Origin of the sequence: Erysipelatoclostridium sp. An15 (assembly GCF_002160675.1) — a bacterium.
Taxonomy (GTDB): Bacteria; Bacillota_I; Bacilli_A; order Erysipelotrichales; family Coprobacillaceae; genus Thomasclavelia; species Thomasclavelia merdavium.
In genome coordinates this window covers 14,461-38,637 of record NZ_NFLA01000026.1, presented here as the reverse complement: position 1 = coordinate 38,637, position 24,177 = coordinate 14,461, and the positions used below count along the sequence as shown (strand labels likewise).

Sequence of the window (24,177 nt, the reverse complement as noted above, 5' to 3'; positions counted from 1 at the left end):
ATTAGAAAATATCATAAAATGATGATGGAGAAGCGAAAAAAAGAAGCTCTAATTAATTAAAAAGATCCAAAAAGTCCTTGAAAAAAAACTGATTTTGAAACAGATACCCTTATTGCGCCAAAAAAAAAGGCTTTTTTTTATGCAAAAATTAATTAAAAATAGCAAAAAAATTAAATTTTCCAAAAAATAATCTTCAAAACAAAAAAAGAAGCTGTAACGCTTCATTAAAGGTTAAAAAAACCTCCTTTCGTTACAGCCCCTTAATTTTTCAATAGCTGCAATTTGAACGCAGATTGATAATAACAAAGCTGCTTTAGTTAATTCATCTACCGAAGGATATGATGGAGCAATACGAATGTTACTATCTTGAGGATCTTTACCATAAGGGAAAGTTGCTCCAATAGTTGTTAAAGTAACCCCAGCTTCTTTACATAATTCACCAACTCTTTTTGCACATCCTGGCATAACATCTAAACTAATGAAATAACCACCATTAGGTGTTGTCCATTTAGCTACTTCTTTTCCTGCTAATTCTTTTGTTAGAGAATCAATAACGCAGTCAAATTTAGGTTTTAGAATTTCAGCATGTTTTTGCATGTGTTTTTTTAATGTCGGAACATCTTTAAAGAATACTAAATGACGTAACTGATTCATTTTATCTTGAGAAATAGATTGAATAGTTAAACGTTTCTTTATATCAGCGATATTGTTATCACTAGCAACAATACATGATACCCCAGAACCAGCAAAAGTAATTTTTGAAGTTGATGCTACCATGATTACTAAATCTTCATTATTATATTTTGGTAATTCATCAAAAATATTTAATAGCTGATCACCTGGTTGAGATAAATCATGAACATAATAAGCATTATCATAAATAATTCTAAAATCTTTGGCAGCAGGTTTTAATGCTGCTAACCCTTTAACAATTTCATCACTATATGTAGTTCCAGTTGGATTTGAATATTTTGGTACACAGAACATTCCTTTTACATGATCGTCTTTTATATATTCTCTAATTACATCTAAATCAGGGCCATCTTCATTCATTGGAACAGTTATCATTTCAATACCAAAGTACTCTAAAAAAGCAAAGTGACGATCATAACCTGGAGCAGGACATAAAAACTTAACATGATCTAGTTTTGACCATGGTGTATTTCCTAAAACTCCTGATAACATTGCTTGAGTTAAATAGTCAAACATCAATGTTAAACTAGATGTTCCACCAATAAGTACATTATCAACATTTACTGATAATAATTCAGCAAAGAATTTTCTTAAATCCATTAATCCTTCTAAACCACCATAATTTCTACAGTCAACACCATTGCTTAGGTATTCATGGCAATTTAATAATTCCATTGATAAATCAAGCTGTTTACTAGAAGGTTTCCCTCTCGACATATCAAGGTTTAAATGTTGTTGTTTAAATTCATTATATTTTTGATCTAATTCAATTTTAGTTGCTGCTAATTCTTCTTTAGTCATTTCTATAAATGCTTTCATGATATTCTCCTTTCTTCTCTATATAAGTCTAATGTATTGTACCTATTATATGGCAAATTTTCAAGATTTATAATTGAATTTAAGCTAAAATATTTATTATTTTTTTTAGAAATATTGACTTAAAGTTAACTATAAGTATTAAAATGATTTTATAGTAAAGTTGGAGGTTCAAAATGGAAACAAAAATATTGGGTAAGGATTTTAAAGTATCAGAAATTGGTCTTGGCTGTATGGGAATGACTCATGGTTTTGGAGATGCTTCTAATCAAAAAGAAATGATCGAAGTAATTAGAAAAGCTTATCAAGAAGGAATTACAATGTTTGATACAGCAGAATGTTATCAAGGAATTGATAGCCAAGGTAATAAATTATATAACGAAGATTTATTAGGAGAAGCTTTAAGTATCTATCCTCGTGATAGTTATCAAATAGCAACAAAATGCGGTATAAAGGTTGTTAACGGTCAACAGGTCTTAGATGCCCGTCCAGAAGTAATTAGAGATTCTTTAGCAAATTCATTGAAAAGATTAAAAACAGAATATGTTGATTTATATTATTTGCATCGTGTTGATCCTAATACCCCAATTGAAGTTGTTGCTAAGACAATGAAAGAATTAATGGCTGAAGGTAAGATTAAACATTGGGGATTAAGTGAAGCTGGAAACGAAACAATTAAAAAAGCACATGCAATTTGTCCATTAACAGTTGTTGAAAGTGAATATTCGATGATGTTTAGAGATCCTGAAAGAAATGGTTTATTAAAAACATTAGAAGAATTAAACATCGGTTTTGTTCCTTTTGCTCCATTAGGAAAAGGATTTTTAACAGGTACAGTTGATGTTAATCAAAGATTCCCAGCTAACGATACTCGTAGTAAACAACCAAGATTCAAACCAGAAAATATGAAGGCAAACCAGGTTTTACTTGATTTGATAAAATCTATTGCTGCTAAGAAAAATGCTACACCAGCTCAAATTGCTTTGGCATGGGTAATGGCAAAGGCATCATGGATCGTACCTATTCCTGGCAGTCGTAAATTAAGTCGAATCAAAGAAAATATCGAAGCTACTAATATAAAATTAACAGCACAGGAATTAATGGAAATTAATGAAATGTTAGATAAGATGGAACTAAAAGCTGAGCGCTGGGATCCGGATTCACCAAATGCTAAAAGAGTAGGTAAATAATTATAATCTTTAAATTGCTCACTATTTAAAAGTGTTTTATAATATATTTATGAGGTGAGTTTAATGACAATTGCAGAAGTAAGTAAGAAATTTGATATAAGTTCGACAACATTAAGATATTATGAAAAAATTGGTTTAATGAATCCTGTTTCTAAAAATGCTAGTGGACATCGTGATTATCAAGAAGCTGATTTCCGTCGGATTAATTTTATCAAATGTATGCGAAAAGCGGGAATGACAATAGAACAGATAAAGTTATATGTCGATTTATTTAATGAGGGTGAGCATACTATTGCTAGACGTAAAGAAATAATGATTGAACAGCTTGGTAATTTAGAAGCACAAGTAAGTGAATTAGAAGATATAATTGCTTATTTAAAACATAAAATTGATAATTATGAAAATACATTAGTAAAACGTGAGATGGAACAACGTCATAAACAAGCAGTTGCAAAATAACAAAAATCTCGTAGAATAAAATAGTTCTACGAGATTTTATATGTTATAATGAAATAAGTAAAGATAAACAACTTAATATTTAGTTGTTTTTAATGGAGGGTCGAAAATGGGAATAAATCTAATTATTGGAATCGTTATTGTTGTTGTTTTATTAATTATATTAATAATATTTTTAAGAAAAAGATCACATCGACCAAAATATTATGTATTATTAGTTAGTTTTGATGATGGATATTACGTTGATTTATCTAATGATGAACGTTTTAAAAGAATGGCTCGCTTTGAAAAAGATAAAGATGGATTTATTGCCGAAACTAATTTAAATGAAGTACAACTAAAAAAAGAAATTGGTCATATCTTAGAAATGGATTTAGCGAAAATTCATGTTATAGTAAAAAGATGGTGGTTAAATCGTAATTATGACGATTTTATTTAAGCGTGGTAGTTGCCATGCTTTTTATATTATAAATTTGTTTATATAATAAATTTTAAAATAAACGTGTTTGATAAGGAGGATAGCATTAATGGAAATTCGGGTCTTAGAGTATTTTTTAGCGATTGCCAGAGAAGAAACTATATCAGGAGCTGCAAAAGCATTGCATATTACACAACCAACTTTATCGAGACAAATGAAAGATTTAGAAGATGAAATTGGGAAGCAATTATTTATTAGAAGTAATAAAAAAATAACATTGACAGATGAAGGAATTCTACTTAGACAAAGAGCTGAAGAAATTGTTAGTTTGATAAATAAAACTGAACAAGAATTAATAACAATGGATTCAGTTTTAAGCGGTAATATTTATATTGGATCAGGTGAATGTCAAACATTAAGAATCATTACAAATGCAATGAAAAAAATGCAAAAATTACATCCTGGAGTAAAGTTTAATATACATAGTGGTAATGGTCCTGATATTATTGAAAAGATTGATAATGGATTAATTGACTTTGGAATGATTACAAAACATCCTAAAATTTCTAATTACAATCATTTAGAAATGCCAATCAGACATCATTGGGGTGTACTAATGTTAAAAGATGATCCACTAGCACAACTTGAAACAATATCTTTTAATGATATTAAAGATAAACCACTGATTATTTCTAAAGAAACAAGTGAAAATTCTGAATTGGTAGAATGGTTTAATAATGATATCGATCACTTAAATATAATTTCTAAGTATAGTCTGTTATTTAATGCGACTTTGATGGTTGAAGATGGACTAGGATATGCGATTTGTTTTGATAATCTAGTCAATACTACTGGTAAAAGTAATTTATGTTTTCGACCATTAGAAGCTTCAATAGAAGTTACTTACTATTTTATTTGGAAAAAATATCAGGTTTTAAATAAAGTTTCTCAATGTTTTTTAGATATTGTAAAAAAGACAATTGATGAATATGGTAATTAAGATATTAAAAGTAAATAATGCAAAAACTAGTATATGCTTATAAAGCATATACTTATTTTTATTATAGGTATTTGATATTAAGAATATGCAAAGTTAAAATAATAATTAAGGAGGGCTGGTGTGATGAAAAATCAATTAGATGAAAATGAAATAAAGTCTTGTTTATTAGAAATTGGGTGTAAACAGGTTGAAGATGTTATTGAAAATTTAAAGAATGATAATTTAAAAAATGCTATTCATCTTTTAAAAATTGAAAGATGTCATTTATTGGAAAAATTACATCATGAACAAAAGAAAATTGATTGTTTAGATTATTTAATTTATAGCCTGAAGGATAATAATCAAAAATAAGGAGAAAGACAAAATGGAAGATAATTTGGTTATTAAAGAAATAACAGTTGAAAATTTAATAGAGCCAATTGGAATTGATAGTTACAAGCCACGTTTTGCATGGAAACTAGAAAGTTTTGAAAGTAATGTTTTTCAAAAAGCCTATCAAATTCAAATATTTGATGAAAATAAATTAGTGATTGATACCGGAAAAGTTGAAAGTAATAGTAGTATTGAAAATATTGTAAAAGGATTTATTCCTAAACCAATGGTTAGATACATAATTAAACTTAATGTTTGGGATAACTATGATCATAAAGCTTATTATGAAACTTATTTTGAAACTGGGCGTTTAAATATACCGTTTGAAGCTAGCTGGATTGAACCAGAACAGGAACCAACACCTTAAAGTTTGGAAGGAAAACAGATGGACCGGGAATCTGTTGCTTCTAATACAAATTTAGATAGAGAAAGAGATTTTGCTGAATTTAGACCATCTAAATATATTCGAATCCCTTTTGAATCAAAAAAAGCAATTAAAAAGGCACGTGTGTATATGACAGCACATGGTATTTATCAGTTTTATGTTAATGGAGTGCGCTATGATAATAGAGAATTTGCACCAGAAAATACATCTTATCATAAATTATTACAATATCAAACTTATGACATTACTCCATTATTACAAATGGGTAAAAATGTTTTTGGTATTATTATAGGTGATGGCTGGTGGTGTGGTCGAGTAGGAACAACAGGTGATAGTTGTCAATATGGAAATAAACTGGGATTATTATTTGAAAGTGTTATTACCTATCATGATGGTTCTAAACAAATTATTACTGGTAGTCAAGGGAAATCAATGAGCGGTCCAATTATTTTTTCAGATTTATTTGTAGGCGAAAAATATGATGCTCGAAAAGAGTTATCTGGCTGGTTAAAAGCAGATTATGATGATAGTAATTGGGATGAAGTTAAAGAAGTTGATTATCCAATTGATAATTTAGTTGGCCAAAGTAGTGAGCCAGTACGGATAATTAATAGTTTTAAGCCAAAAAGAATTATTAAAACACCAGCTAACGAAACAGTTATTGATGCTGGTAAAATTGTTGCTGGATTTGTTGAATTTTCATTAACTGCTAAAGCTGGAATTGAAATTAAACTAGAACATTCAGAAGTTTTGGATACTAATGGAAATTACTATAATAATATTTTAGGTACTAATAAAGAACAGACTGATATTTATATTACTAAAGATGGCTTTCAAACGTTTCGACCTCATTTTACTTATCATGGTTTCCGTTATATTCGAATTACTAACTGGCCACAAACAATATCCCCTGATGATTTTAAAATTAATGTAATAAGTAGTGATATGGAATCGATTAGTTCTTTTAAAACTAATAATCAATTAATAAATCAATTACAACATAATATTGTATCTAGTCAAGTAGCTAATTCAATTTCAATTCCGACCGATTGTCCTCAGCGTGAAAAAGCTGGCTGGACTGGAGATATTATGGCTTATGCTCCAACAATGTGTTTTAATTCTAATGCTCACTCTTTTTTAAGAAGCTGGATGAATAATGTTCGTGTTGATCAGTTAAAAAATGGAGAAATCCCCGTAGTTGTTCCTTATTTGAAAGCTTATGAAATTTTTATTAAAGGAATGACTGGTTTTGAAACTAGCTGTGGCTGGGGTGATGCTGTTTTAACAGTGCCATATGCCATTTATGAGGCTTATGGTGATAAACAGGTTTTAATTGATAATTATGATGCTATGAAAAAATGGATGAATTATATTGAAGAGCGAATGCATAATCATCATCCTAAAGATTATGATACTTATGATCAGGCTAGAAAGAAACGTAGTTATTATTTATGGAATACTGATTTTCATTTTGGTGATTGGCTAATACCAAGTCTAGTTTTAAATAATCCTGATGGTGGAGCAATGATGGATACTGCATATGCAACAATGGAAATTGTTGCACCAGCCTATGCTGCTTTTAGTTGTCAATACATGGCTAAAATTGCAACTATTTTAAAAAAAGAAGATGATAGTCAAAAATATAAGCAATTATATGATAAAATTCGCCAGGCTTTTATTGAAGAATATGTTCACGAAGATGGTACTATTGATGCTGATTTTCAAGGAATATATGTTATTGCTTTAAAAAATAATTTAGTTAGTGAAACAGTACGTCCTAAAATGGTTGAACATTTATGTAAATTAATAAAAGATAATAATAATTGTTTAGATACTGGTTTTTTAAGTGTATTATTTTTAATGGATGTATTGTGTGAAAACGGAAAACGTGATATTGCTTATCAATTGTTATTTCAAACAAAATGTCCAAGCTGGTTATACATGGTAGAACATGGAGCTACATCAATATGGGAAAGCTGGGGTGCTATTGGTGAAGATGGAACAGTAAGTACCTATAGTTATAACCATTATGCTTTTGGCTGCATTGGTGACTGGATGTATAGAGAATTAGGAGGATTACAAATAATTGAACCAGGTTATAAAAAATTCAAAGTTGTACCAGCACTTGATTGTGGTTTGGAATTTGTATCGATTCAAGAAAACAGTCCTTATGGAAAGATTAAAATTGATTGGCAACGAATTAAAAACCAGATAATTGTTCATGTAACAGTTCCAGTTAATACTACTGCTGATATTGTTTTATCAAATTTTGTTAAAAAAGATGTTGGCAGTGGAAATTATACATTTGTAATTACAATTTAATATGTTTAAGTTTATCTTATATTAAAAAGTACTGCTATAATCTAACGTTATATAAGGTAGTAATGAAAACAATATGGGTGTTACAAAGGTGAACGTCAGTGTAAAAGGCGGAAATGCTTTTTATGCTGTCTTTCTTTATATTTAAAAATAAAATTGTACATTCTTCTATCCTAAATTTAATTTCTATAATATAAACGAAGATAGATATTTTTAATAAGGAAATCCTATACACATAAATTAAATGGTGGTAGTAATAATCCCTGCCACCATCAATTTAGTCATTCTCATCATTAGATCAATTTGAAATAAAATGCAAATCATCTACTATCATATCTATCGCTATATTATCTTTCATATGCATTACAAATCACTTTCTGAGTCAATCGTCATCATAATAAAAAAATTCATGTTTATAAATATACATGTTTATAAATATAAACTTTTTGCCTCTTAATTTCAGGCTTATAGTTTATTGAATTTCAACAATTGATTAGTTAAAGATTTTATTTCATCATCATTTACATCTATATCCCTCTCGACAAAAACAACAATATCATAGTAATTTTTATCTTTAAAATTTTTTAATTCACCAAGTTCATTACAAATATAACAATCTGTAAAAGTAATCTTGCTGGCTATTTTTCTATTATGCTCAATTCCGAATTTTAAGATGTCTATTGCTCTGTGCTTATATTTATCTAAATGTTTCAAAGCATATTTTAAGCAGTTGTTGATTATAGGATTAATAATAGGACGATATGTAATAGACTCGACTTGTTTTTTTCTTCTACTGATATTTCCTAACTTAAGCTCATAAGGTTTTATTTCAAATATTGAATTAAACAAGCCATCATTGTCTAGTATTATTTCTAAATATTCACTTTGACAAAAAATACAATTTTCTGCACCGTAGTGATGATTTGTAAAAAACATATTGTATGGATCATAAATATCATTGAATAGTTCTACATCATTCATACTTGCAACAAGACGAGCGAACTCTATATAGTTTTCAAAATGAATATACGTTATACCTTTACCTTTACTAAACTCAAATTGATTGTGAAACCATTTCAATTTTATTCCGTATTCATCATGAAGATATCTAACACCGTTTACTGAATGATATTCAACTACATAATCAAGAAAGGTTTTCTCAAATTCATCAGTTTGAGTAAGAATAGATTCTCCGTCTTTTGTAAGCAATAAGTCAAATTCTTCTTTATATAATTTTGGGTCATCTAGATATGCATAATATCTAAATCCTTTATTGAACGGTACATTTTCTTTTTTAACAGGTAATTTGTATGCATTTTCTTCTAATAATCTAGCCAATGAAATACCAAATATTTTTTCTAGCGGAATAATAAAATCGTATTTAAGAGGCCTTTCTCCTTTTAGCATTTTTGAAAAGTTGGATTTTTCTTTATTGGCAAATTCATATGCTTCTTGTCCTTTAATTCCTAGTTCGTGAGCAATATCAACGAGTAAATGAGTATACATCTTGATTCCTTTTAATTTCATATAATGATCAATATTGTTTTTCAAATTCTCCATAATTACACCTCCACAATCTTTATACCTTTATATTATAGCATACTATTTTTAGGTTTAGTGGTCATTTAAGACAATTTTTGTTGTCGATTTTGACTTGTTTTAAAATCCACACTAGAAATCATACAGTCAAATTTGACAACTAATTTATAATAGTGCTTCATATATAACATAAAAACTTCACAAAATATTTTGTCAAGGCTACCAAAATTTTAACGAGCAAATGTTTTTTAGGGAGAGAAGGAACAACAGTGTGAGTAAAATTTTCATTCATTACATATGGAAATGAGCGATACAAAGTTTGTACAACACTAGCTAAAGACATTACGGTGAAGATTTGATGTATTATAGTGAAAGATACATAACTTACGAAACGGGAATTACGATATTATATACTGTAATGAATAAGGAAACTGTACTGACAGTTTTGTCTTTAATCTATACTCATCGCCGATTGTACTTTAGAGGTGCTGTAAAAGAATAATTTAGGTTTGCTGTTATTGACTTAAGATTAGAAAAAATGGGTAATATATTTTATGGAGGCGAAATTTTTATAGTGATTAATAAAGTCAAGCTTTTTTTAGGCGCTCAAGATATAAGAGGATTACCTTTATCTACTAAAGAATTATATATAATAATTGCAACAGGTTTTTGTTATAGCGTTATCGAAGATCAAAATAGTCAGCAGTATTACATTAATAATAAATATATTGATTTTGAGTCTGAAAATTAAATTCAGGCTTTTTTAATAAATAAAAAAATACCCAACTTTTATTAGTTGAGTATCCTATCTATTATTGACAATAAATCTAAGTAATCTTTCTACCTAATTTAAAATGCCTTAATAGCCAAACACAAACAAAGGATATAATAGCAATCGTTATTGTAAGCATAGGTATTGCAATCCATGCTGATAAATCAGCTGCTTGCATATGATTTTTATAAATATCTAAAAAGATAATATGGATTAGATATATCCCAAATGAACAACCGCTTAATAAATCAATAATTTTTTTTGTTTTTATACTAGGCGTTATTTTATACTTCGCAAGCCGCAATACAAAAAGGAAAAAGGCAGCACTAGCTAAGATAATTAATGGATTGCCATATTCTAATATTTCTTCATAGTGATCACCAATTGAATATGATATTGATGCAGTTAGAAATGCTGTAATTGCCATTGAACCTAAAAATGTAATTATTAAATTTTTTTGATTTATAGGTATGTGTTTTTTGTACTTATAAATATAATAACCGATAAAGAAATAATAAGAATATACTCGATCACCAATTAACGGTAAGTCATAATATGGTTTTAGTTCATCTAATGATAATATATAATTAAATATGACAGTAATTGTAATTATGATCAAAAATGCTCGTTCTGTTTTTAATGACATATGGCGACACATTATTTGAAAGAACGGTAATACTATATAAATTGGAATTATTGCATATAGATACCATAGATGCTCGGTTATTGGAAAATATAAAATTTCTCTAAATAACTGAGGTTCTTTTAAATAATAAATATTCCAGAAATAATAAATTATGCTCCATACGATAAAAGGAATGAGAAATCTTATAAGACGATGCCAATGTTTTTTTAATGGCTCGTCCCTTCCTAGTAATAAAGCACCTGAAATCATGAAAAAGCATGGGACACTGACCCTAGCTAATGTATCAAGAATCAAAGAAAATATATACTCATTTTGAGGTATTTTATCAAATGCCCGACAGTAATAATTTGCTACATGAATTATAATAACCGATAGAAATGATATATTACGGATAATCTCTAGATTATAATCTTTTTCTTTCATTGTTCTTCATCACCTGTTCTTATTTAAAATATTTCTTTGTTGAAAAGAATTGTACGGTAGAATTTTACAAAAATTTTTATTATTAATAAAGTTTAAAGTTAAAATTTCTATAAATATTATATTACAAAATACAATGCTAGTCACTATGATGAATCATTCATTATGATTTGAAAATATATTATCTATAAAAAACTTTAGCTATTATAAAATGAAATAGTTAACTATAATAAATTTTACTGCCATGACCAATTTTAAAAGAAAAAACCGCACTAGAATGCGGTTTTTAGTCAATTTGGCATCCTCAGTAGGAATCGAACCTACAACTTAACCTCCGGAGGGTTACGTGATATCCATTTCACTATGAGGACATTACTAGACAAGTATAACACTAATATTGATAAAAATAAATAAATATATAAAAAATTATCTTAAATATTTAAGGATAAATTATATAATATTAATAGTTATAATTCATTAAATAAAAAAATTTTTAAAAGAATGAATGGATTTTTACTTACCAATCGTATTATTTATGAAGGCACAATTTAATGTCTAAATAATCGAGGAGGGATATCAATGAAAAAAATAGTAGTTAGTATTTTAACAGTTGTGATAATGTTAACAGTTGGAGTAAAAATTCTAAAGGCAGATTCACCAGATATGTATACGCCTGAAAACGAAACTAAATATAGTTATGTTACTAGTAAAGAAGGTGTGAATAATTATATTAATAGTGGTTGTTTTCATGTTGATAGTGATAATAATGGGATTTGTGATAATCGGCATAGTCATCACCGACAACATAATAGACATCATTAATAAAAAGGATAGTTTTAATGCGAAGCGAACAAGAGGTAAATAGAGTAATTGAGTTATATGGCGATACTGTTCGACGATTATGTATGATTTATTTGAAAAATTATGCGGATACCGAAGATATATTTCAAAATGTTTTTTTGAAATATGCTACAAGTTCAATAAAGTTTGAAAACGATGAACATGAAAAAGCGTGGTTTATTCGAGTTACAATTAATAAATGTAAAGATTTACTCAAAAGTTTTTTTAGAAATCGCACAGTATCATTGGATGATATAGTTGAAAAGCCTGAAGCGATACCATCAGAATATAGAGAAGTTTTAGAAGCTGTTCTTTCGCTTCCTCAAAAGTATCGCAATGTTGTTTATTTACATTATTATGAAGGCTATAGTGCACCACAGATTAGTCATATTTTAGGTAAAAATGTAAATACTGTTTATACGCTCCTAACTCGTTCTAAAAAAATGCTTCGAGAAAAATTAGGAGGTGATGAGTATGAATGAAAAAATTAAAAAGGCTTTTGATCAGATTCAAGCTGAAGATGAACTAAAAAATAAGACTAAGGATTTTATTTTAAATAAAACTAATGGTTACAATCAAAAACCTAAAAAGACTAGGTATTGGCGTTTAGTCCCAATTGCAATATGTATGTTATTTGCTTTTTGGGGTGGTTATTGGCTTTATTTTACACCAACAGTAGAGATTAGTATGGATGTCAATCCATCAATTGAATTGAGTGTTAATCGCTTTGATAGAGTAATATCAGTAACAGGTTATAATGATGATGGTCAAGAATTAATAGAGTTATTGGATATAAAACATATGAATTATAATGATGCTATTGATAAGATATTAAATAGTCAGGATATTACAGAGCTTTTATCTAATAATGAAGTCATGACTATTTGTGTAATTGGCAAAGACGGTAAACAGTCAACTAGAATTTTTTCTAATATAGAATCATCTACAGCAAAAACAGAAAATACCTATTGTTATCATGCTCAAATGGAAGAAGTTGAAGAGGCTCATGATGTAGGTCTTTCATATGGTAAATATAAGGCATATTTAAAAATTAAAAGTTTAGATCCTGATATAACACTTGAACAGGTACAAGAGATGACGATGAAAGAAATACATGATCTAATTCATTCTTTATCAAATAATAATCAAAATGACACTGATGCTGACCAGCATGGACATCAAGGTAGTCATCATGGACATAAATAGAAAACTAACAAGTTGCGATATGTAATTCATATCGCAATTTGTTTTATGGTGAATGTTTTTTAATTAATAAATATTGGCTAGGAAAATAAAATAACCACGAAAACTTACATAAAGAAGGAGGTAGTATTTTTAAGTAAGTTAAGGCAATAATAATATCACAACATAGTAAAAGAGTAATTACCATTAACATATTTGTGTTTTTACTTTTAATACAATAAATTAAATTAGTTAAACTAAAAAATAAATAAACTAATGCTAGACTAATAAGAGGATCAATAAAAATTATAATTAAAAATAACCATGGTAAATAACTTTGATAAGATAGTAATTTCATATATTGAATTTGCACTAAGATAAAAAAGATAATACCTAAAATATAATAATCTGTAAATAATAAAAGATAATCAGCAATAAGTGAAAAAAATACTGCTTTTAATATAAAAGAATTTTTTAAATAAAGAATGGAATAAATAAAGTTGTTTAATGTCGTAAACCATTTTATATAACTACTATTAATATTTAAAATATCAAAAAAGATAAATAATCCAAAAAGCATTAAATTAATAAATAACATCATGTCACCAAAATAATTATTAACGATTAAAACTATTATTAGTATCAAAAAATTAATAAATTTGTTAAAATATAGATACATTGGAGGTTAAAACATGAATCAAAAGCACATATTTATAATAAAGCCCAATCCTAATAACGTAAAAATAGAAACATTAATCGTAAAAAATATGCAGGGTTATCCCTATGAAATCAAATATACAAAATATCCTAAACACGCAAGTGCTATAGCAGCTAGTTATCAAGGCTGTCATCATCGTATTTATGCAGTTGGCGGTGATGGATTGATTCATGAAGTTGTTCAAGGTTTAGCAGGCAGTGATAATGAATTAGTAATTTTGCCAGCTGGTACTGGTAATGATTTTATTAGAACAATTGCCAATACCCGAGATTTAGAAACTTTGTTAAAAAAATCATTAAAACTACCAGCCCAGCCAATTGATTTGATCAAAGCTAACGATATTTATTGTATCAATGTTTTTTGTTTAGCACTTGATAGTGATGTAGCAAATAATGTTCATAAATATCGTCAAATTAAAGTATTACCACGTTCATTACAATATGTAAATGTACTAGTTCGACGCTTTGTAAAATATCATCCTCAACCAGTTACTTTGCGTTATCAAGGGAAGACTATTTATAAAGATAGGTTACTAATAGGTGCTTTTTGTAATGGTAAATATTTTGGTGGTGGATTTAAAATAGGCAAATATGCTGATGTTAAAAATGGTTTAATTGATATTAATTTAGTACCACAGTTAAAAAAATCACAGTTACCATATTATGTAACGTTATTGTTAACTGAAAAGTTAGAACAAGGTAAGTTGTATTATCATAAGCAGTTAAAAGAAGTTGAAGTTGAAAGTAACAAGGAAGTAAATATTGACGGGGAAGTTTATCCAGCGGGAATTTATCAACTTAAAATTGTAAATAAAGCAATAAATGTTGTTTTATTTGAAAAAAATGATTGACTTTAGTCAAGTTTAAGTTTAGAATGATTTTCATAAAAGGGAGTAGCTGACACGATAGTGTTTACGATTTCGTCAATACGATGATTTAGATCATCCGGAACGTGATTAAATAGCGAGACTTTTATTGCAAAATTATTATGCAATAAAAGGGCTCGCTTTTATTGTGTTAAAAAAGGAGAAAAAAGATGAAAGCTTATTACAACGAAAGTAAAACAGAGGTAAGAAAACAAGTTAATGGATCCCTAAAACCGTTAACAGAACAGCAGGTTAAAGCTAATCAAGAAAAGTATGGTTTAAATGAGCTTGTTGAAGCTAAAAAGAAAAGTCTGCTGATGGTATTTTTAGAGCAATATAAAGATTTCTTAGTTATAATCTTGATTATTGCAGCGATAATTTCAGGATTTTTAGGAGATTTTGAAAGTGCAATCGTAATTTTAATTGTTATTACAATTAATGCTATTTTAGGAACTGTTCAAACAGTTAAAGCGGAACAATCTTTAAATAGTTTAAAAGAATTATCGTCACCGACTGCTAAAGTCTTAAGAGATGGTAAGATTGTTGAAATTCCTAGCAAAGAAGTAACTATTGGTGATGAAGTTCATCTTGAAGCTGGTGATTATATTCCTGCTGATGGAAGAATTTTAGAAAACGCTAGTATGAAAGTTGATGAAAGTGCATTAACTGGTGAAAGTGTCGCTGTTGAAAAAGATACTGATGCTATTGAAGGCGAAGTTCCACTTGGAGATCGTACTAATATGGTTTATTCAGGAAGCTTTGTTACTTATGGACGTGGAACATTTTTAGTAACTGCAATTGGTATGGAAACTGAAGTTGGTAAAATTGCTCAGTTATTAAAATCTACTTCAGAAAAGAAAACACCTTTACAAGTTAACTTAGATAATTTTGGAAAAAAATTATCAATTATCATTATTATTTTCTGTGCTATTTTATTTGGTTTAAATATTCTTCAAGGTGGTAATGTTGGCGATGCCTTCATGTTTGCAGTTGCATTAGCTGTTGCTGCAATTCCAGAAGCATTAAGCTCAATCGTTACAATTGTATTGTCATTTGGAACTCAAAAAATGGCTCGTGAAGGAGCAATTATTCGTAAATTACAAGCTGTTGAAGGACTTGGAAGTGTATCAATTATTTGTTCTGATAAAACAGGAACATTAACACAAAACAAAATGACTGTTGAAGATTATTATGTTGAAGGACAAAGAATTCCAGCTGATCAAATTGATCCAAATATTCCTTTCCATAAAGATTTAATGCGAATGAGTGTTTTATGTAATGACTCTTCAAATGTAGATGGTAAAGAAATTGGTGACCCTACTGAAACAGCACTTATTAATTTAAGTAAAAAATTAGGAGTACCAGCAAGTAGAGTTCGTGGTGTTTACCCACGTTTAAGCGAATTACCATTTGATAGTGATCGTAAAATGATGTCAACTTTCCATTTATTAAAAGATGGCTATACAATGATTACTAAAGGGGCTGTTGATGCCTTGATGGGTCGTATTAAATATATTCGTAAAAATAATCAGGTAGTTGAAATTACTGATCAAGATAGAGAAGATATTTTAGCAATGAACATGGAATTTTCTAAAAATGGTCTTCGTGTTCTTGCTGTTACTTATCGTAAATTTGACCAAGAAAAAGTTCTTGAATATGAAGATGAAAATGAATTAATTTTCTTAGGATTAATCTCTATGATGGATCCACCTCGTCAAGAAAGTGCCGAGGCTGTAAGAAAAAGTAAAATGGCGGGAATTACGCCAATTATGATTACTGGTGACCATAAAATTACAGCTGCTGCAATTGCAAAAAGAATTGGTATTTTAACAGATATTTCTCAAGCTGTTGAAGGTAGTGCAATTGATAAGTTAAGTGATGAACAATTACGTGAATTTGTTGAAGATAAACGTGTTTATGCTCGTGTTTCTCCTGAACATAAGATTCGAATTGTTAAAGCATGGCAAGATAAAGGTAATATCGTAGCCATGACTGGTGATGGTGTAAATGATGCTCCAGCATTAAAACAAGCTGATATTGGTGTTGCTATGGGTATTACTGGTAGTGAAGTATCTAAAGATGCTGCAGCAATGGTATTAACAGATGATAACTTTGCTACAATTATCAAAGCAGTTGAAAATGGTCGTAATATTTACGCTCATATTAAAGATGCTATTCAATTCTTATTATCTGGTAACTTTGGAGCTATTTTAGTAGTTTTATATGCATCTGTATTGGCATTGCCGGTACCATTTGCTCCAGTTCATTTATTGTTTATTAATTTATTAACTGATAGTTTACCAGCAATTGCTTTAGGGTTAGAACCTCATGATAGTTCAGTAATGAATGAAAAACCTCGTCCAATGAACGAATCAATTTTAACTCGTACTTTCTTAACAAGTATTGGATTAGAAGGTTTAGTAATTTCTATTATGACTATGATTGCTTTCATGATTGGTTATCAAGAAAATGCATTACTTGCAAGTACAATGGCATTTGGAACTTTATGTTTATCAAGATTAGTACATGGTTATAACTGTAAATCTAAAGCACCAGTGTTATTTAAACGTGGATTCTTTAATAATAAGTATTTACAAGGTGCATTTTTAATCGGATTTGTTTTAATAACTTGTGTCTTAATGGTACCATTCTTAGATTCAATGTTTAAAGTTCAAACTCTTACAATCCAACAATTAATGATTGTTTATGGTTTAGCGTTAGCTAACTTACCAATTATTCAAGTAATTAAATGGATTAGAAATAGAAAATAAATTAGAAGCGGTCAATTTGATCGCTTTTTTTGTAACCTTTATTAAATATTAATTGTCTATATAGTGAATCGATTCAAAGGAGGTATCAATTTGAAGAACAATGTTGAATTAAACATTGATTTGATTATTGAAGAATATAGTCACTATGTATTTACAATTATTTATAATCTTGCGGGAAATAAATTATCTTATCAAGATATAGAAGAAATTATTGCTGATACTTTTTATCTTTTTTGGAAAAATCAAGATAATATTAAAAACATTAAATCATATCTGGCAGTTATAGCTAAAAACTGTACTTATAATAAATTAAAACAAACTAAACAATACGTTGAATACAATGATCAGATTTTAAACAAACAGGGATATTATCAAGAAGATTTTAATTATATGTTGCTTATTGAAGAAAAAATGCAACATCTAACTGATGATGAAAAAGAAATATTTCAACTTTATTATATTGAAGGATATAAGATTAAAGAAATTGCTAAAATAAAAAAGCAGAAAACTAATTATATGAAAGTAAAATTACATAGAATTAGAAAAAAACTAAGGAGGAAAGAGTAAATGCTACAAATTGATACTGACAAAATTAAAATGATGACCGGTAATAAAATTGCTTATACTCTTTATGAAAGAAGGTTAAATATGAAAAAAAAGAAATTAAAAAAAGTAATGTTTAGTATGGTTACTTGTTTAGTATTATTAGGTGGAGTAAAAACTGTTGATGCTTTAACTGAAGGTAAAATCAGTAATACTGTTAAAGATACTATTAGAGTTTTTTTTATTGGTGAAGATAATCAACAACAAGAAATGATCGGAGAACAGTATGTTGATGAAAATGGTGATATTTGGGTTAAATTTAAAGATCAAAGTGAAAATAAAGTAGATGTAAATGACAGTGAGTTAGAAAAAGAAGGATTACAGAGTAATACTGAAATAGATAAGTCAAGTGATGAGATAAATACGGATATAAAAGATAATCAAACTAAATAAAGATATGCACACATATTCATAAAAAAACGAATATGTGTGTTTTTACTTAAATTACAATTATTATCATGATATAATTAGCGAGTGTAAACAAGATGTTTATAAATAAAAAACATTACAGTTTTTTAGACATTTTATAATACAATAAAGATAAATGAGGTGGAAATTGTGGAAGTTGCATTAAAAACAGATTCAAGAAAAGTAAAACCAGGTGATACATTTATCGCTATTCCTAATGTTGTAAGAGATGGACATGATTATATTGAACAAGCTATAAAAAATGGAGCGATTAAAATAATTGCTGAACATGGAAAGTATAGTGTTGAGACAATGATAGTTGAAAGTACTCGAGAATATTTAAAAGAATATTTATATAAAAATTATTATCCATTAATTAAAGATATGAAATTAATTGGATTAACAGGGACTAATGGAAAAACAACTACATGTTTAATGATTTATCAGATTTTAAAAATGTTAGGGCAAAAAGTAGCTTATATGGGAACAGTTGGTTTTTATTATGGTGATGTTAAAAAGCCAATGGTTAATACAACTCCAGATGTTGATGTACTATATAATATGTTATTAGAAGCTAAAGATCATGGTGTAGAATATTTTGTTATGGAAGTAAGTTCACATGCTTTAGATATGGAAAGAATCTATGGACTAGAATTTGATGAAGTTGCTTTTACTAATTTGACGCAAGATCACTTAGATTATCATAAAACTTTAGAAAACTATGCTAATGCTAAACAAAAATTGTTTAAAAAAACACGTAATAACAAAGTTGCAGTTATCAATGGTGATGATCTTCATTATCAACACTTTGTTTTAGATAATAATAACAATATTATTATTAGTGCTAATGAAGGGGATTTATTAATTGAAAAAATTACTTTCAGTCATTTAGGAACTAGCTTTAAATTTAACTATCAAGGCAATGAATATAAAACATCATTAAATATGGTTGGCCGTTATAATGTTTATAATTATTTAATTGCCTTGTTATTAGTTCATTGTTTAGGTTTTAAAATAGAAGATATTTTACAATTAAATGAAGAATTAAAGGCACCAGCAGGACGAATGGAACTTATCAAGTATGGCACTAACAGTATTTTTGTTGATTTTGCCCATACCCCTGATGCAGTTTTAAATGTCTTAAGAAGTGCTCATGAATTTAAAGCAGGTAAAATTATTACAATTATTGGTTGTGGTGGTGATCGCGATCCTTTAAAACGACCTATAATGGGTAAAATAGCTGTTGAAAATAGTGATTATGTTATTTTTACTAGTGACAATCCTCGAAGCGAAGATCCTTTAAAGATTCTTGATGATATTACTGCTTCGCTTACAAATGATAATTATGTAGTAGAAGTTGATCGTGTTAAAGCAATTCGTCAGGGAATTGATTTATTAAAAGGTAATGATGTGTTGATGATTTTAGGAAAAGGACACGAAGATTATCAAATTACTAAAGAAGGAAAACATCATTTTAGTGATCAAGAAGAAGTAGCTAAGTATCTTGCAATCAAATCAGGAAAGTAGCTAGATATGAGAATTCATCAGTTAGATATTAATGATATTCAATATCAAAAAAAGGAATATTCAGATAGTTTATTATCGTCAGTAAAACGAATTGGCTTATCGATTCCAGTTAAAGTAAGATACGAAAATGGCCAATATTATTGTCAAGATGGTCATAAAAGATTAAGTGCTATTGCTAGTATTGAAGATCCTGTTTTATATGATAAACGGCGGAAAATTAATGTTATAATTATTAATAATGGTGATTTGCGTTCTAATGATTGCTGGCGCAGTCGTAATATGCATTAAAGACGAGGGGACTCCTCGTCTTTTAATTTATAATTTTAATCAATGATACGATTTAATAATTCAACAGCATCCATAGCATCTTTTGAATAATAATCGGCGTTGATTTCTTTAGCATAATCAGCAGTTAAGACAGCACCGCCAACAAAAATCGGACACATATTATCAATCTTTTTCAACATTGCAATCGTTTTTTCCATTGAAGCAACAGTAGTTGTCATTAAAGCACTTAAACCGATTGCTTTAGGATGATATTGATAGAAAGCATCAACAACTGTTTCAGGTGGTACATCTTTTCCTAAATCGATGATTTTATAACCATAACTTTCTAATACTACTTTAACGATATTTTTACCAATATCATGAATATCACCATGGACAGTTGCCATAATTACTGGACCTTTAGTAGCTGTTGTTTCTTTAAAAGTATCTTTGATTACACCAAAAGCAATTTTTGAAGTTTCAGCAGCTTGAATTAACTGTGGTAAAAAAATTGTATTATTTTCATATTGTTTTCCTACTTTATCTAAAGCAGGAATTAAAATGTTATTGATAATTTCTAGACCATCTTTAGTTTCTAATTGTTTTTTTGTAGCTGTTTTTACTTCATCTTTTAAACCACGAATAATAATATCTTCTAATGTAAAATCAGTTGTATTTTTTATAGAAGTAACAGTTTGATTAGATTGATTTTGAATATAAATAGTAGCATCTTGATCATAATTATATAAAACATTGAAAGCATCAATAGCATCCATTAGTTCTTTATCTAAAGGATTAATTATTGGTAAGTCTAATCCAGCTGCCATAGCCATAGTTAAAAAGGTTTTATTTAAAAGTGGTCGATTAGGAAGCCCAAAAGAAACATTGCTAACGCCTAATACGGTATGAACACCTAATTCTTCTTTAACCATTCTAACAGCTTTAATTGTTTCCATTACTTCTTTTTGTTGAGCAGAGACCGTCAAAACTAAACAGTCAATAATTATATTTTCTTTACTAATTCCATATTTAGCAGCAGTTTTGATAATTTTTTTAGCGATTTCCAGACGATCTTTAGCTTTAGGTGGAATACCATTTTCATCTAATGTTAAACCAATAACAACACCACCGTATTTTTTAACGATTGGGAAAATAGCTTCCATGGTTTCAGTCTTACCATTTACAGAGTTTATTAATGGTTTACCATTATAATAACGACATGCTTGTTCAATTGCTTGTGCATTAGAACTATCAATTTGTAATGGTAAAGAAATAACTTCTTGTAATAGCTTGATTACATGTTTCATTGTTGCTACTTCATCAATTCCTGGCAAACCAACATTTACATCAAGAACATGAGCCTTAGCCTGATCTTGTTTAATAGCTTCGATAACTAATTCATCATAGCGCTGCTGTTTTAAAGCTTCTTTCAATTTTTTCTTTCCGGTTGGATTTAAACGTTCACCACAAACAACAACATGATGACCAAATTCAACAGTTTTGCTGCCACTAGATACTCTAGTAGCTTTAACTGGAGTAGTAATAACTGGTTTGGCTGGTATTGCTTTTTTTAATTTAGCGATAAATTCTGGTGTTGTTCCACAACAACCACCAATAATGCGGACACCATTTTTGACATGTTTAATACTTTCAGCAACGAATGTATCGCTATCCATGTTGTAGCAGGTTTTACCAGCAACTAAACATGGTAAACCAGCATTTGGTTGTAAAATAACCGGTAATGAGGCTGTTTTTAAGACTTCATTAATAATCGGTGTTAATTCCACTGGCCCTAATGAACAGTTTATACCTAAAGCATCAACATTTAATCCTTCAAGAATATTGACCATTGTAACAGGATCGCAGCCTGAAAGAGTTCGCTGGTTAGTTTCATAAGTCATAGTAACAAAGACTGGTAAATCACTATTTTCTTTAACAGCCAAAACCCCAGCTTTAACTTCATATATATCAGTCATTGTTTCTAATAAAACTAAATCAACCTTATCTTTAGCGAGCAATACTTGTTCTTTGATAATTTCATAAGCCTGGTCAAATGATAAAGTACCCATTGGCTCTAATAATTGACCAATAGGACCAATGTCTAAAGCAATATAACTATTATTTTGACGATTGGTATTTTTTTGAGCTGCTTTAGCATTATCGATTGCTGCTTCAATTATTTCTTTTAAACTATAGTTAACATCTTTCATTTTTAAAGCATTGGCACCAAAAGTATTAGTTGTAATAAAGTCAGCACCAGCATTTAAGTATTTTTGATGAATAGATTGGATTAATTCAGGATGAGTAATATTTAAACATTCTGGAATTTCACCAGCTTTTAAGCCGGCTTCTTGTAATTGGGTCCCCATGGCACCATCAAATACTAATATTTCTTTTTTTAATCGTTCTTGTAACATCTTTGACCTCTTTTCCGATAATTACAATTATCTTTAAGTTTACATGAAAAACAATGTTTTTTAATTTTATCATCACCAATACCAATTAAACCAATCATTGATTTTTGAGGTAATAATAAATCATTGGGTAAAACAGTTAGACCAATATGTTTATCACATTGTAGAGCGCTAGCTAATTGATGATTAAGTTCTAATGGCACATTACCATAACCAGGACAAAATCGAAAAGTACGTTTACCAAAATTTTGCTGTTTTTCAAATTCATCAGCTTTATATTCAAGATAGCTGCTTGCAAGAGCATCTAATATTGTCATTCTAGTTACATCAATAACTGAGTAATACTTTAATTTTCGATCTAAATCAATTCCTAGTGTACATGCCATAACAACAACTTGATTGCATGAGTCAAATAAATCAATTAAATCAGGATAATCTATGTTCAAATCTAATTCTTTAATTTTTAAAGGCTGTTTAGATAAGGTATAGATTTTATACATGTATTTAAATGAGAACTGTTTAAGTTCTTCTAATTCCTGATCTAATAACAAATTAGTTTGTTGATCAAGTTTTTGATTTTGATAACCTAAGTATTTTAAAGCATTTTCTTTAATCATTTTTAAATTCCGCAAATATATTATTAGTTCTCATCAATATTTCTTTAGCTATTTCAGGACGATTCATTGTATATAGATGGATACCATCAACACCATTAGTAATTAAATCAATAATTTGATTAGTAGCATAATTTAATCCTACTTCTTTCATTGCTTTTGGATTATTACGGAAACGTTCTAAAGAAGCAGAAAGATTATAAGGAATATTACCACCGCTTAATTTAGCGATATTTAATAATGAGCGCGCATTAGTTGCAGGCATAATTCCAGCGATAATTGGAACATTAATTCCTTTTAAACGTGCTTCACGAACAAGACGATAATAATAGTTATTGTCATAGAATAATTGAGTAATTAAATATTGTGCTCCTGAATCAACTTTTTTCTTTAATGCTTCTAAGTCGGCTTCTAAGGAAACTGCTTCTTGATGTACTTCAGGATAACAAGCTCCACTTAAACAAAATGTATCAGGATAATTTTTGTTGATAAATGTATTTAATTCACTAGCATATTTAAATTCGTGTGGTGCAGTTTTAGGATCGTAATCTTTAGGGTAGTCACCACGTAAAGCTAGAATGTTTTGAATATTATTATCTTTTAGTTCATTTAATATTTTTGTTAGTTGTTTTGATGTAGCATCAATACAGCTTAAATGAGCTACTGCTTCAATACCGTATTGATTTTTAATTTTAGAAGCAATTTCAACAGTATGTTCAGTTGTTGATCCCCCAGCACCATAAGTTACTGATATAAAATCAGGTTTTAATGCTGATAATTCATCTATTGTTTTATAAATTGATGAAATGTCGCCATCATGATTTTTTGGTGGAAAAATTTCAAAAGACAAAGTCGGTTTTTTTAATAACATATCAATAATTTTCATTTGTATAACCCCCATTTAATAAATTAGGTATATTATAAAAAATAGCTTGATTTTCG

24 protein-coding genes and 1 tRNA gene are annotated in these 24,177 nt (G+C 28.7%); 17 read left to right on the top strand and 8 right to left on the bottom strand.

What is annotated here, in order from left to right; translation table 11 throughout:
• Window positions 1–231 precede the first annotated feature (231 nt).
• Window positions 232–1,512 (bottom strand): aminotransferase class I/II-fold pyridoxal phosphate-dependent enzyme, encoded by a 1,281-nt coding sequence (locus tag B5E92_RS09260; RefSeq protein ID WP_087301542.1) that lies wholly within the window; start codon window positions 1,510–1,512, stop codon window positions 232–234.
• A gap of 173 nt (window positions 1,513–1,685) precedes the next feature.
• Between B5E92_RS09260 and B5E92_RS09255 the strand changes: the two genes are divergently transcribed.
• The 7 genes from B5E92_RS09255 to B5E92_RS09225 all read left to right on the top strand — a co-directional run bounded on the left by B5E92_RS09255 (window position 1,686) and on the right by B5E92_RS09225 (window position 7,652).
• Window positions 1,686–2,699 carry an aldo/keto reductase gene (locus tag B5E92_RS09255; RefSeq protein WP_087301540.1) on the top strand — a complete coding sequence of 338 codons (1,014 nt, stop codon included), beginning with the start codon at window positions 1,686–1,688 and terminating at the stop codon, window positions 2,697–2,699.
• Between the two features lie 63 nt (window positions 2,700–2,762).
• The gene (locus B5E92_RS09250) at window positions 2,763–3,158 is read left to right on the top strand and encodes a MerR family transcriptional regulator (RefSeq protein ID WP_087301538.1); all 396 of its coding nucleotides are present in this window, start codon (window positions 2,763–2,765) and stop codon (window positions 3,156–3,158) included.
• A 106-nt stretch (window positions 3,159–3,264) separates the two neighbouring features.
• Window positions 3,265–3,594 carry a hypothetical protein gene (locus B5E92_RS09245; RefSeq protein WP_087301536.1) on the top strand — a complete coding sequence of 110 codons (330 nt, stop codon included), beginning with the start codon at window positions 3,265–3,267 and terminating at the stop codon, window positions 3,592–3,594.
• An 88-nt stretch (window positions 3,595–3,682) separates the two neighbouring features.
• On the top strand, window positions 3,683–4,573 hold the full coding sequence (locus B5E92_RS09240; RefSeq protein WP_087301534.1) for a LysR family transcriptional regulator: 891 nt from the start codon (window positions 3,683–3,685) through the stop codon (window positions 4,571–4,573).
• A gap of 123 nt (window positions 4,574–4,696) precedes the next feature.
• On the top strand, window positions 4,697–4,924 hold the full coding sequence (locus B5E92_RS09235) for a hypothetical protein (RefSeq protein WP_087301532.1): 228 nt from the start codon (window positions 4,697–4,699) through the stop codon (window positions 4,922–4,924).
• A 13-nt stretch (window positions 4,925–4,937) separates the two neighbouring features.
• On the top strand, window positions 4,938–5,312 hold the full coding sequence (locus tag B5E92_RS09230; protein WP_087301530.1) for a hypothetical protein: 375 nt from the start codon (window positions 4,938–4,940) through the stop codon (window positions 5,310–5,312).
• An 18-nt stretch (window positions 5,313–5,330) separates the two neighbouring features.
• The gene (locus B5E92_RS09225; RefSeq protein WP_087301528.1) at window positions 5,331–7,652 is read left to right on the top strand and encodes a family 78 glycoside hydrolase catalytic domain; all 2,322 of its coding nucleotides are present in this window, start codon (window positions 5,331–5,333) and stop codon (window positions 7,650–7,652) included.
• Between the two features lie 462 nt (window positions 7,653–8,114).
• On the opposite strand, the gene B5E92_RS09220 is transcribed toward B5E92_RS09225, so the two are convergent.
• Complete coding sequence (locus tag B5E92_RS09220) at window positions 8,115–9,209, bottom strand: hypothetical protein (RefSeq protein WP_087301526.1); 1,095 nt, start codon at window positions 9,207–9,209, stop codon at window positions 8,115–8,117.
• Window positions 9,210–9,762: 553 nt separating this feature from the next.
• On the opposite strand from B5E92_RS09220, the gene B5E92_RS15510 reads away from it, so the two are divergent.
• On the top strand, window positions 9,763–9,939 hold the full coding sequence (locus B5E92_RS15510; protein ID WP_158095213.1) for a hypothetical protein: 177 nt from the start codon (window positions 9,763–9,765) through the stop codon (window positions 9,937–9,939).
• A gap of 76 nt (window positions 9,940–10,015) precedes the next feature.
• Here B5E92_RS15510 and B5E92_RS09215 read toward each other — a convergent pair whose 3' ends face one another.
• Together B5E92_RS09215 and B5E92_RS09210 are read right to left on the bottom strand one after the other, a co-directional pair.
• Window positions 10,016–11,029: an acyltransferase gene (locus B5E92_RS09215; RefSeq protein WP_087301524.1), complete on the bottom strand. Its 1,014-nt coding sequence runs from the start codon at window positions 11,027–11,029 to the stop codon at window positions 10,016–10,018.
• 293 nt (window positions 11,030–11,322) lie between these two features.
• Window positions 11,323–11,397 (bottom strand) — tRNA-Arg (locus B5E92_RS09210).
• Window positions 11,398–11,605: 208 nt separating this feature from the next.
• Here B5E92_RS09210 and B5E92_RS09205 point away from each other — a divergent pair.
• From B5E92_RS09205 to B5E92_RS09195, 3 genes are read left to right on the top strand one after another with little or no spacing between them, the layout of a single operon-like run.
• The gene (locus tag B5E92_RS09205) at window positions 11,606–11,848 is read left to right on the top strand and encodes a hypothetical protein (RefSeq protein ID WP_087301522.1); all 243 of its coding nucleotides are present in this window, start codon (window positions 11,606–11,608) and stop codon (window positions 11,846–11,848) included.
• Window positions 11,849–11,865: 17 nt separating this feature from the next.
• Window positions 11,866–12,348, top strand: a complete 483-nt coding sequence (locus B5E92_RS09200) for an RNA polymerase sigma factor (RefSeq protein WP_087301520.1) — start codon at window positions 11,866–11,868, stop codon at window positions 12,346–12,348.
• A complete protein-coding gene (locus B5E92_RS09195; RefSeq protein WP_087301518.1) occupies window positions 12,341–13,072 on the top strand; it encodes a hypothetical protein in 732 nt (243 codons plus the stop codon). The genes B5E92_RS09200 and B5E92_RS09195 overlap by 8 nt, the downstream gene beginning before the upstream one ends.
• A 43-nt stretch (window positions 13,073–13,115) precedes the next feature.
• Here B5E92_RS09195 and B5E92_RS09190 read toward each other — a convergent pair whose 3' ends face one another.
• Window positions 13,116–13,646 (bottom strand): hypothetical protein, encoded by a 531-nt coding sequence (locus tag B5E92_RS09190; RefSeq protein WP_087301516.1) that lies wholly within the window; start codon window positions 13,644–13,646, stop codon window positions 13,116–13,118.
• Between the two features lie 94 nt (window positions 13,647–13,740).
• Between B5E92_RS09190 and B5E92_RS09185 the strand changes: the two genes are divergently transcribed.
• From B5E92_RS09185 to B5E92_RS09160, 6 genes are all read left to right on the top strand, one after another.
• Window positions 13,741–14,616: a diacylglycerol kinase family protein gene (locus tag B5E92_RS09185; protein WP_087301514.1), complete on the top strand. Its 876-nt coding sequence runs from the start codon at window positions 13,741–13,743 to the stop codon at window positions 14,614–14,616.
• Between the two features lie 185 nt (window positions 14,617–14,801).
• Window positions 14,802–17,402, top strand: coding sequence for a cation-translocating P-type ATPase (locus B5E92_RS09180; RefSeq protein WP_087301512.1), 2,601 nt, complete (start codon window positions 14,802–14,804; stop codon window positions 17,400–17,402).
• Between the two features lie 90 nt (window positions 17,403–17,492).
• Window positions 17,493–17,969, top strand: coding sequence for an RNA polymerase sigma factor (locus B5E92_RS09175; protein WP_158095212.1), 477 nt, complete (start codon window positions 17,493–17,495; stop codon window positions 17,967–17,969).
• Window positions 17,970–18,398, top strand: a complete 429-nt coding sequence (locus tag B5E92_RS09170; protein ID WP_087301509.1) for a hypothetical protein — start codon at window positions 17,970–17,972, stop codon at window positions 18,396–18,398.
• Window positions 18,399–18,563: 165 nt separating this feature from the next.
• Window positions 18,564–19,940 (top strand): UDP-N-acetylmuramoyl-L-alanyl-D-glutamate--2,6-diaminopimelate ligase, encoded by a 1,377-nt coding sequence (locus B5E92_RS09165; protein WP_087301507.1) that lies wholly within the window; start codon window positions 18,564–18,566, stop codon window positions 19,938–19,940.
• Between the two features lie 6 nt (window positions 19,941–19,946).
• Window positions 19,947–20,228 (top strand): ParB N-terminal domain-containing protein, encoded by a 282-nt coding sequence (locus B5E92_RS09160; RefSeq protein WP_087301505.1) that lies wholly within the window; start codon window positions 19,947–19,949, stop codon window positions 20,226–20,228.
• Window positions 20,229–20,263: 35 nt separating this feature from the next.
• On the opposite strand, the gene B5E92_RS09155 is transcribed toward B5E92_RS09160, so the two are convergent.
• The 3 genes from B5E92_RS09155 to metF are packed head-to-tail and all read right to left on the bottom strand — an operon-like array spanning window position 20,264 to window position 24,121.
• Window positions 20,264–22,624, bottom strand: coding sequence for a homocysteine S-methyltransferase family protein (locus B5E92_RS09155; protein WP_087301503.1), 2,361 nt, complete (start codon window positions 22,622–22,624; stop codon window positions 20,264–20,266).
• Window positions 22,606–23,238: a vitamin B12 dependent methionine synthase gene (locus tag B5E92_RS09150; RefSeq protein WP_087301501.1), complete on the bottom strand. Its 633-nt coding sequence runs from the start codon at window positions 23,236–23,238 to the stop codon at window positions 22,606–22,608. The genes B5E92_RS09155 and B5E92_RS09150 overlap by 19 nt, the downstream gene beginning before the upstream one ends.
• Entirely contained in the window at window positions 23,231–24,121 is an 891-nt protein-coding gene (gene metF / locus B5E92_RS09145) for a methylenetetrahydrofolate reductase [NAD(P)H] (protein WP_087301499.1), read from the bottom strand. The genes B5E92_RS09150 and metF overlap by 8 nt, the downstream gene beginning before the upstream one ends.
• Window positions 24,122–24,177 lie beyond the last annotated feature (56 nt).

Coding starts and splice junctions, on each gene's coding strand:
- B5E92_RS09230 (WP_087301530.1), top strand. CDS start 4,938: ATGGAAGATAATTTGGTTATTAAAGAAATAACAGTTGAAAATTTAATA.
- B5E92_RS09240 (WP_087301534.1), top strand. CDS start 3,683: ATGGAAATTCGGGTCTTAGAGTATTTTTTAGCGATTGCCAGAGAAGAA.
- B5E92_RS09245 (WP_087301536.1), top strand. CDS start 3,265: ATGGGAATAAATCTAATTATTGGAATCGTTATTGTTGTTGTTTTATTA.
- B5E92_RS09200 (WP_087301520.1), top strand. CDS start 11,866: ATGCGAAGCGAACAAGAGGTAAATAGAGTAATTGAGTTATATGGCGAT.
- B5E92_RS09180 (WP_087301512.1), top strand. CDS start 14,802: ATGAAAGCTTATTACAACGAAAGTAAAACAGAGGTAAGAAAACAAGTT.
- B5E92_RS09215 (WP_087301524.1), bottom strand. CDS start 11,029: ATGAAAGAAAAAGATTATAATCTAGAGATTATCCGTAATATATCATTT.
- B5E92_RS09250 (WP_087301538.1), top strand. CDS start 2,763: ATGACAATTGCAGAAGTAAGTAAGAAATTTGATATAAGTTCGACAACA.
- B5E92_RS09155 (WP_087301503.1), bottom strand. CDS start 22,624: ATGTTACAAGAACGATTAAAAAAAGAAATATTAGTATTTGATGGTGCC.
- B5E92_RS09150 (WP_087301501.1), bottom strand. CDS start 23,238: ATGATTAAAGAAAATGCTTTAAAATACTTAGGTTATCAAAATCAAAAA.
- B5E92_RS09220 (WP_087301526.1), bottom strand. CDS start 9,209: ATGGAGAATTTGAAAAACAATATTGATCATTATATGAAATTAAAAGGA.
- B5E92_RS09260 (WP_087301542.1), bottom strand. CDS start 1,512: ATGAAAGCATTTATAGAAATGACTAAAGAAGAATTAGCAGCAACTAAA.
- B5E92_RS09195 (WP_087301518.1), top strand. CDS start 12,341: ATGAATGAAAAAATTAAAAAGGCTTTTGATCAGATTCAAGCTGAAGAT.
- B5E92_RS09185 (WP_087301514.1), top strand. CDS start 13,741: ATGAATCAAAAGCACATATTTATAATAAAGCCCAATCCTAATAACGTA.
- B5E92_RS09170 (WP_087301509.1), top strand. CDS start 17,970: ATGCTACAAATTGATACTGACAAAATTAAAATGATGACCGGTAATAAA.
- metF (WP_087301499.1), bottom strand. CDS start 24,121: ATGAAAATTATTGATATGTTATTAAAAAAACCGACTTTGTCTTTTGAA.
- B5E92_RS09205 (WP_087301522.1), top strand. CDS start 11,606: ATGAAAAAAATAGTAGTTAGTATTTTAACAGTTGTGATAATGTTAACA.
- B5E92_RS09190 (WP_087301516.1), bottom strand. CDS start 13,646: ATGTTATTTATTAATTTAATGCTTTTTGGATTATTTATCTTTTTTGAT.
- B5E92_RS09235 (WP_087301532.1), top strand. CDS start 4,697: ATGAAAAATCAATTAGATGAAAATGAAATAAAGTCTTGTTTATTAGAA.
- B5E92_RS09225 (WP_087301528.1), top strand. CDS start 5,331: ATGGACCGGGAATCTGTTGCTTCTAATACAAATTTAGATAGAGAAAGA.
- B5E92_RS09160 (WP_087301505.1), top strand. CDS start 19,947: ATGAGAATTCATCAGTTAGATATTAATGATATTCAATATCAAAAAAAG.
- B5E92_RS09255 (WP_087301540.1), top strand. CDS start 1,686: ATGGAAACAAAAATATTGGGTAAGGATTTTAAAGTATCAGAAATTGGT.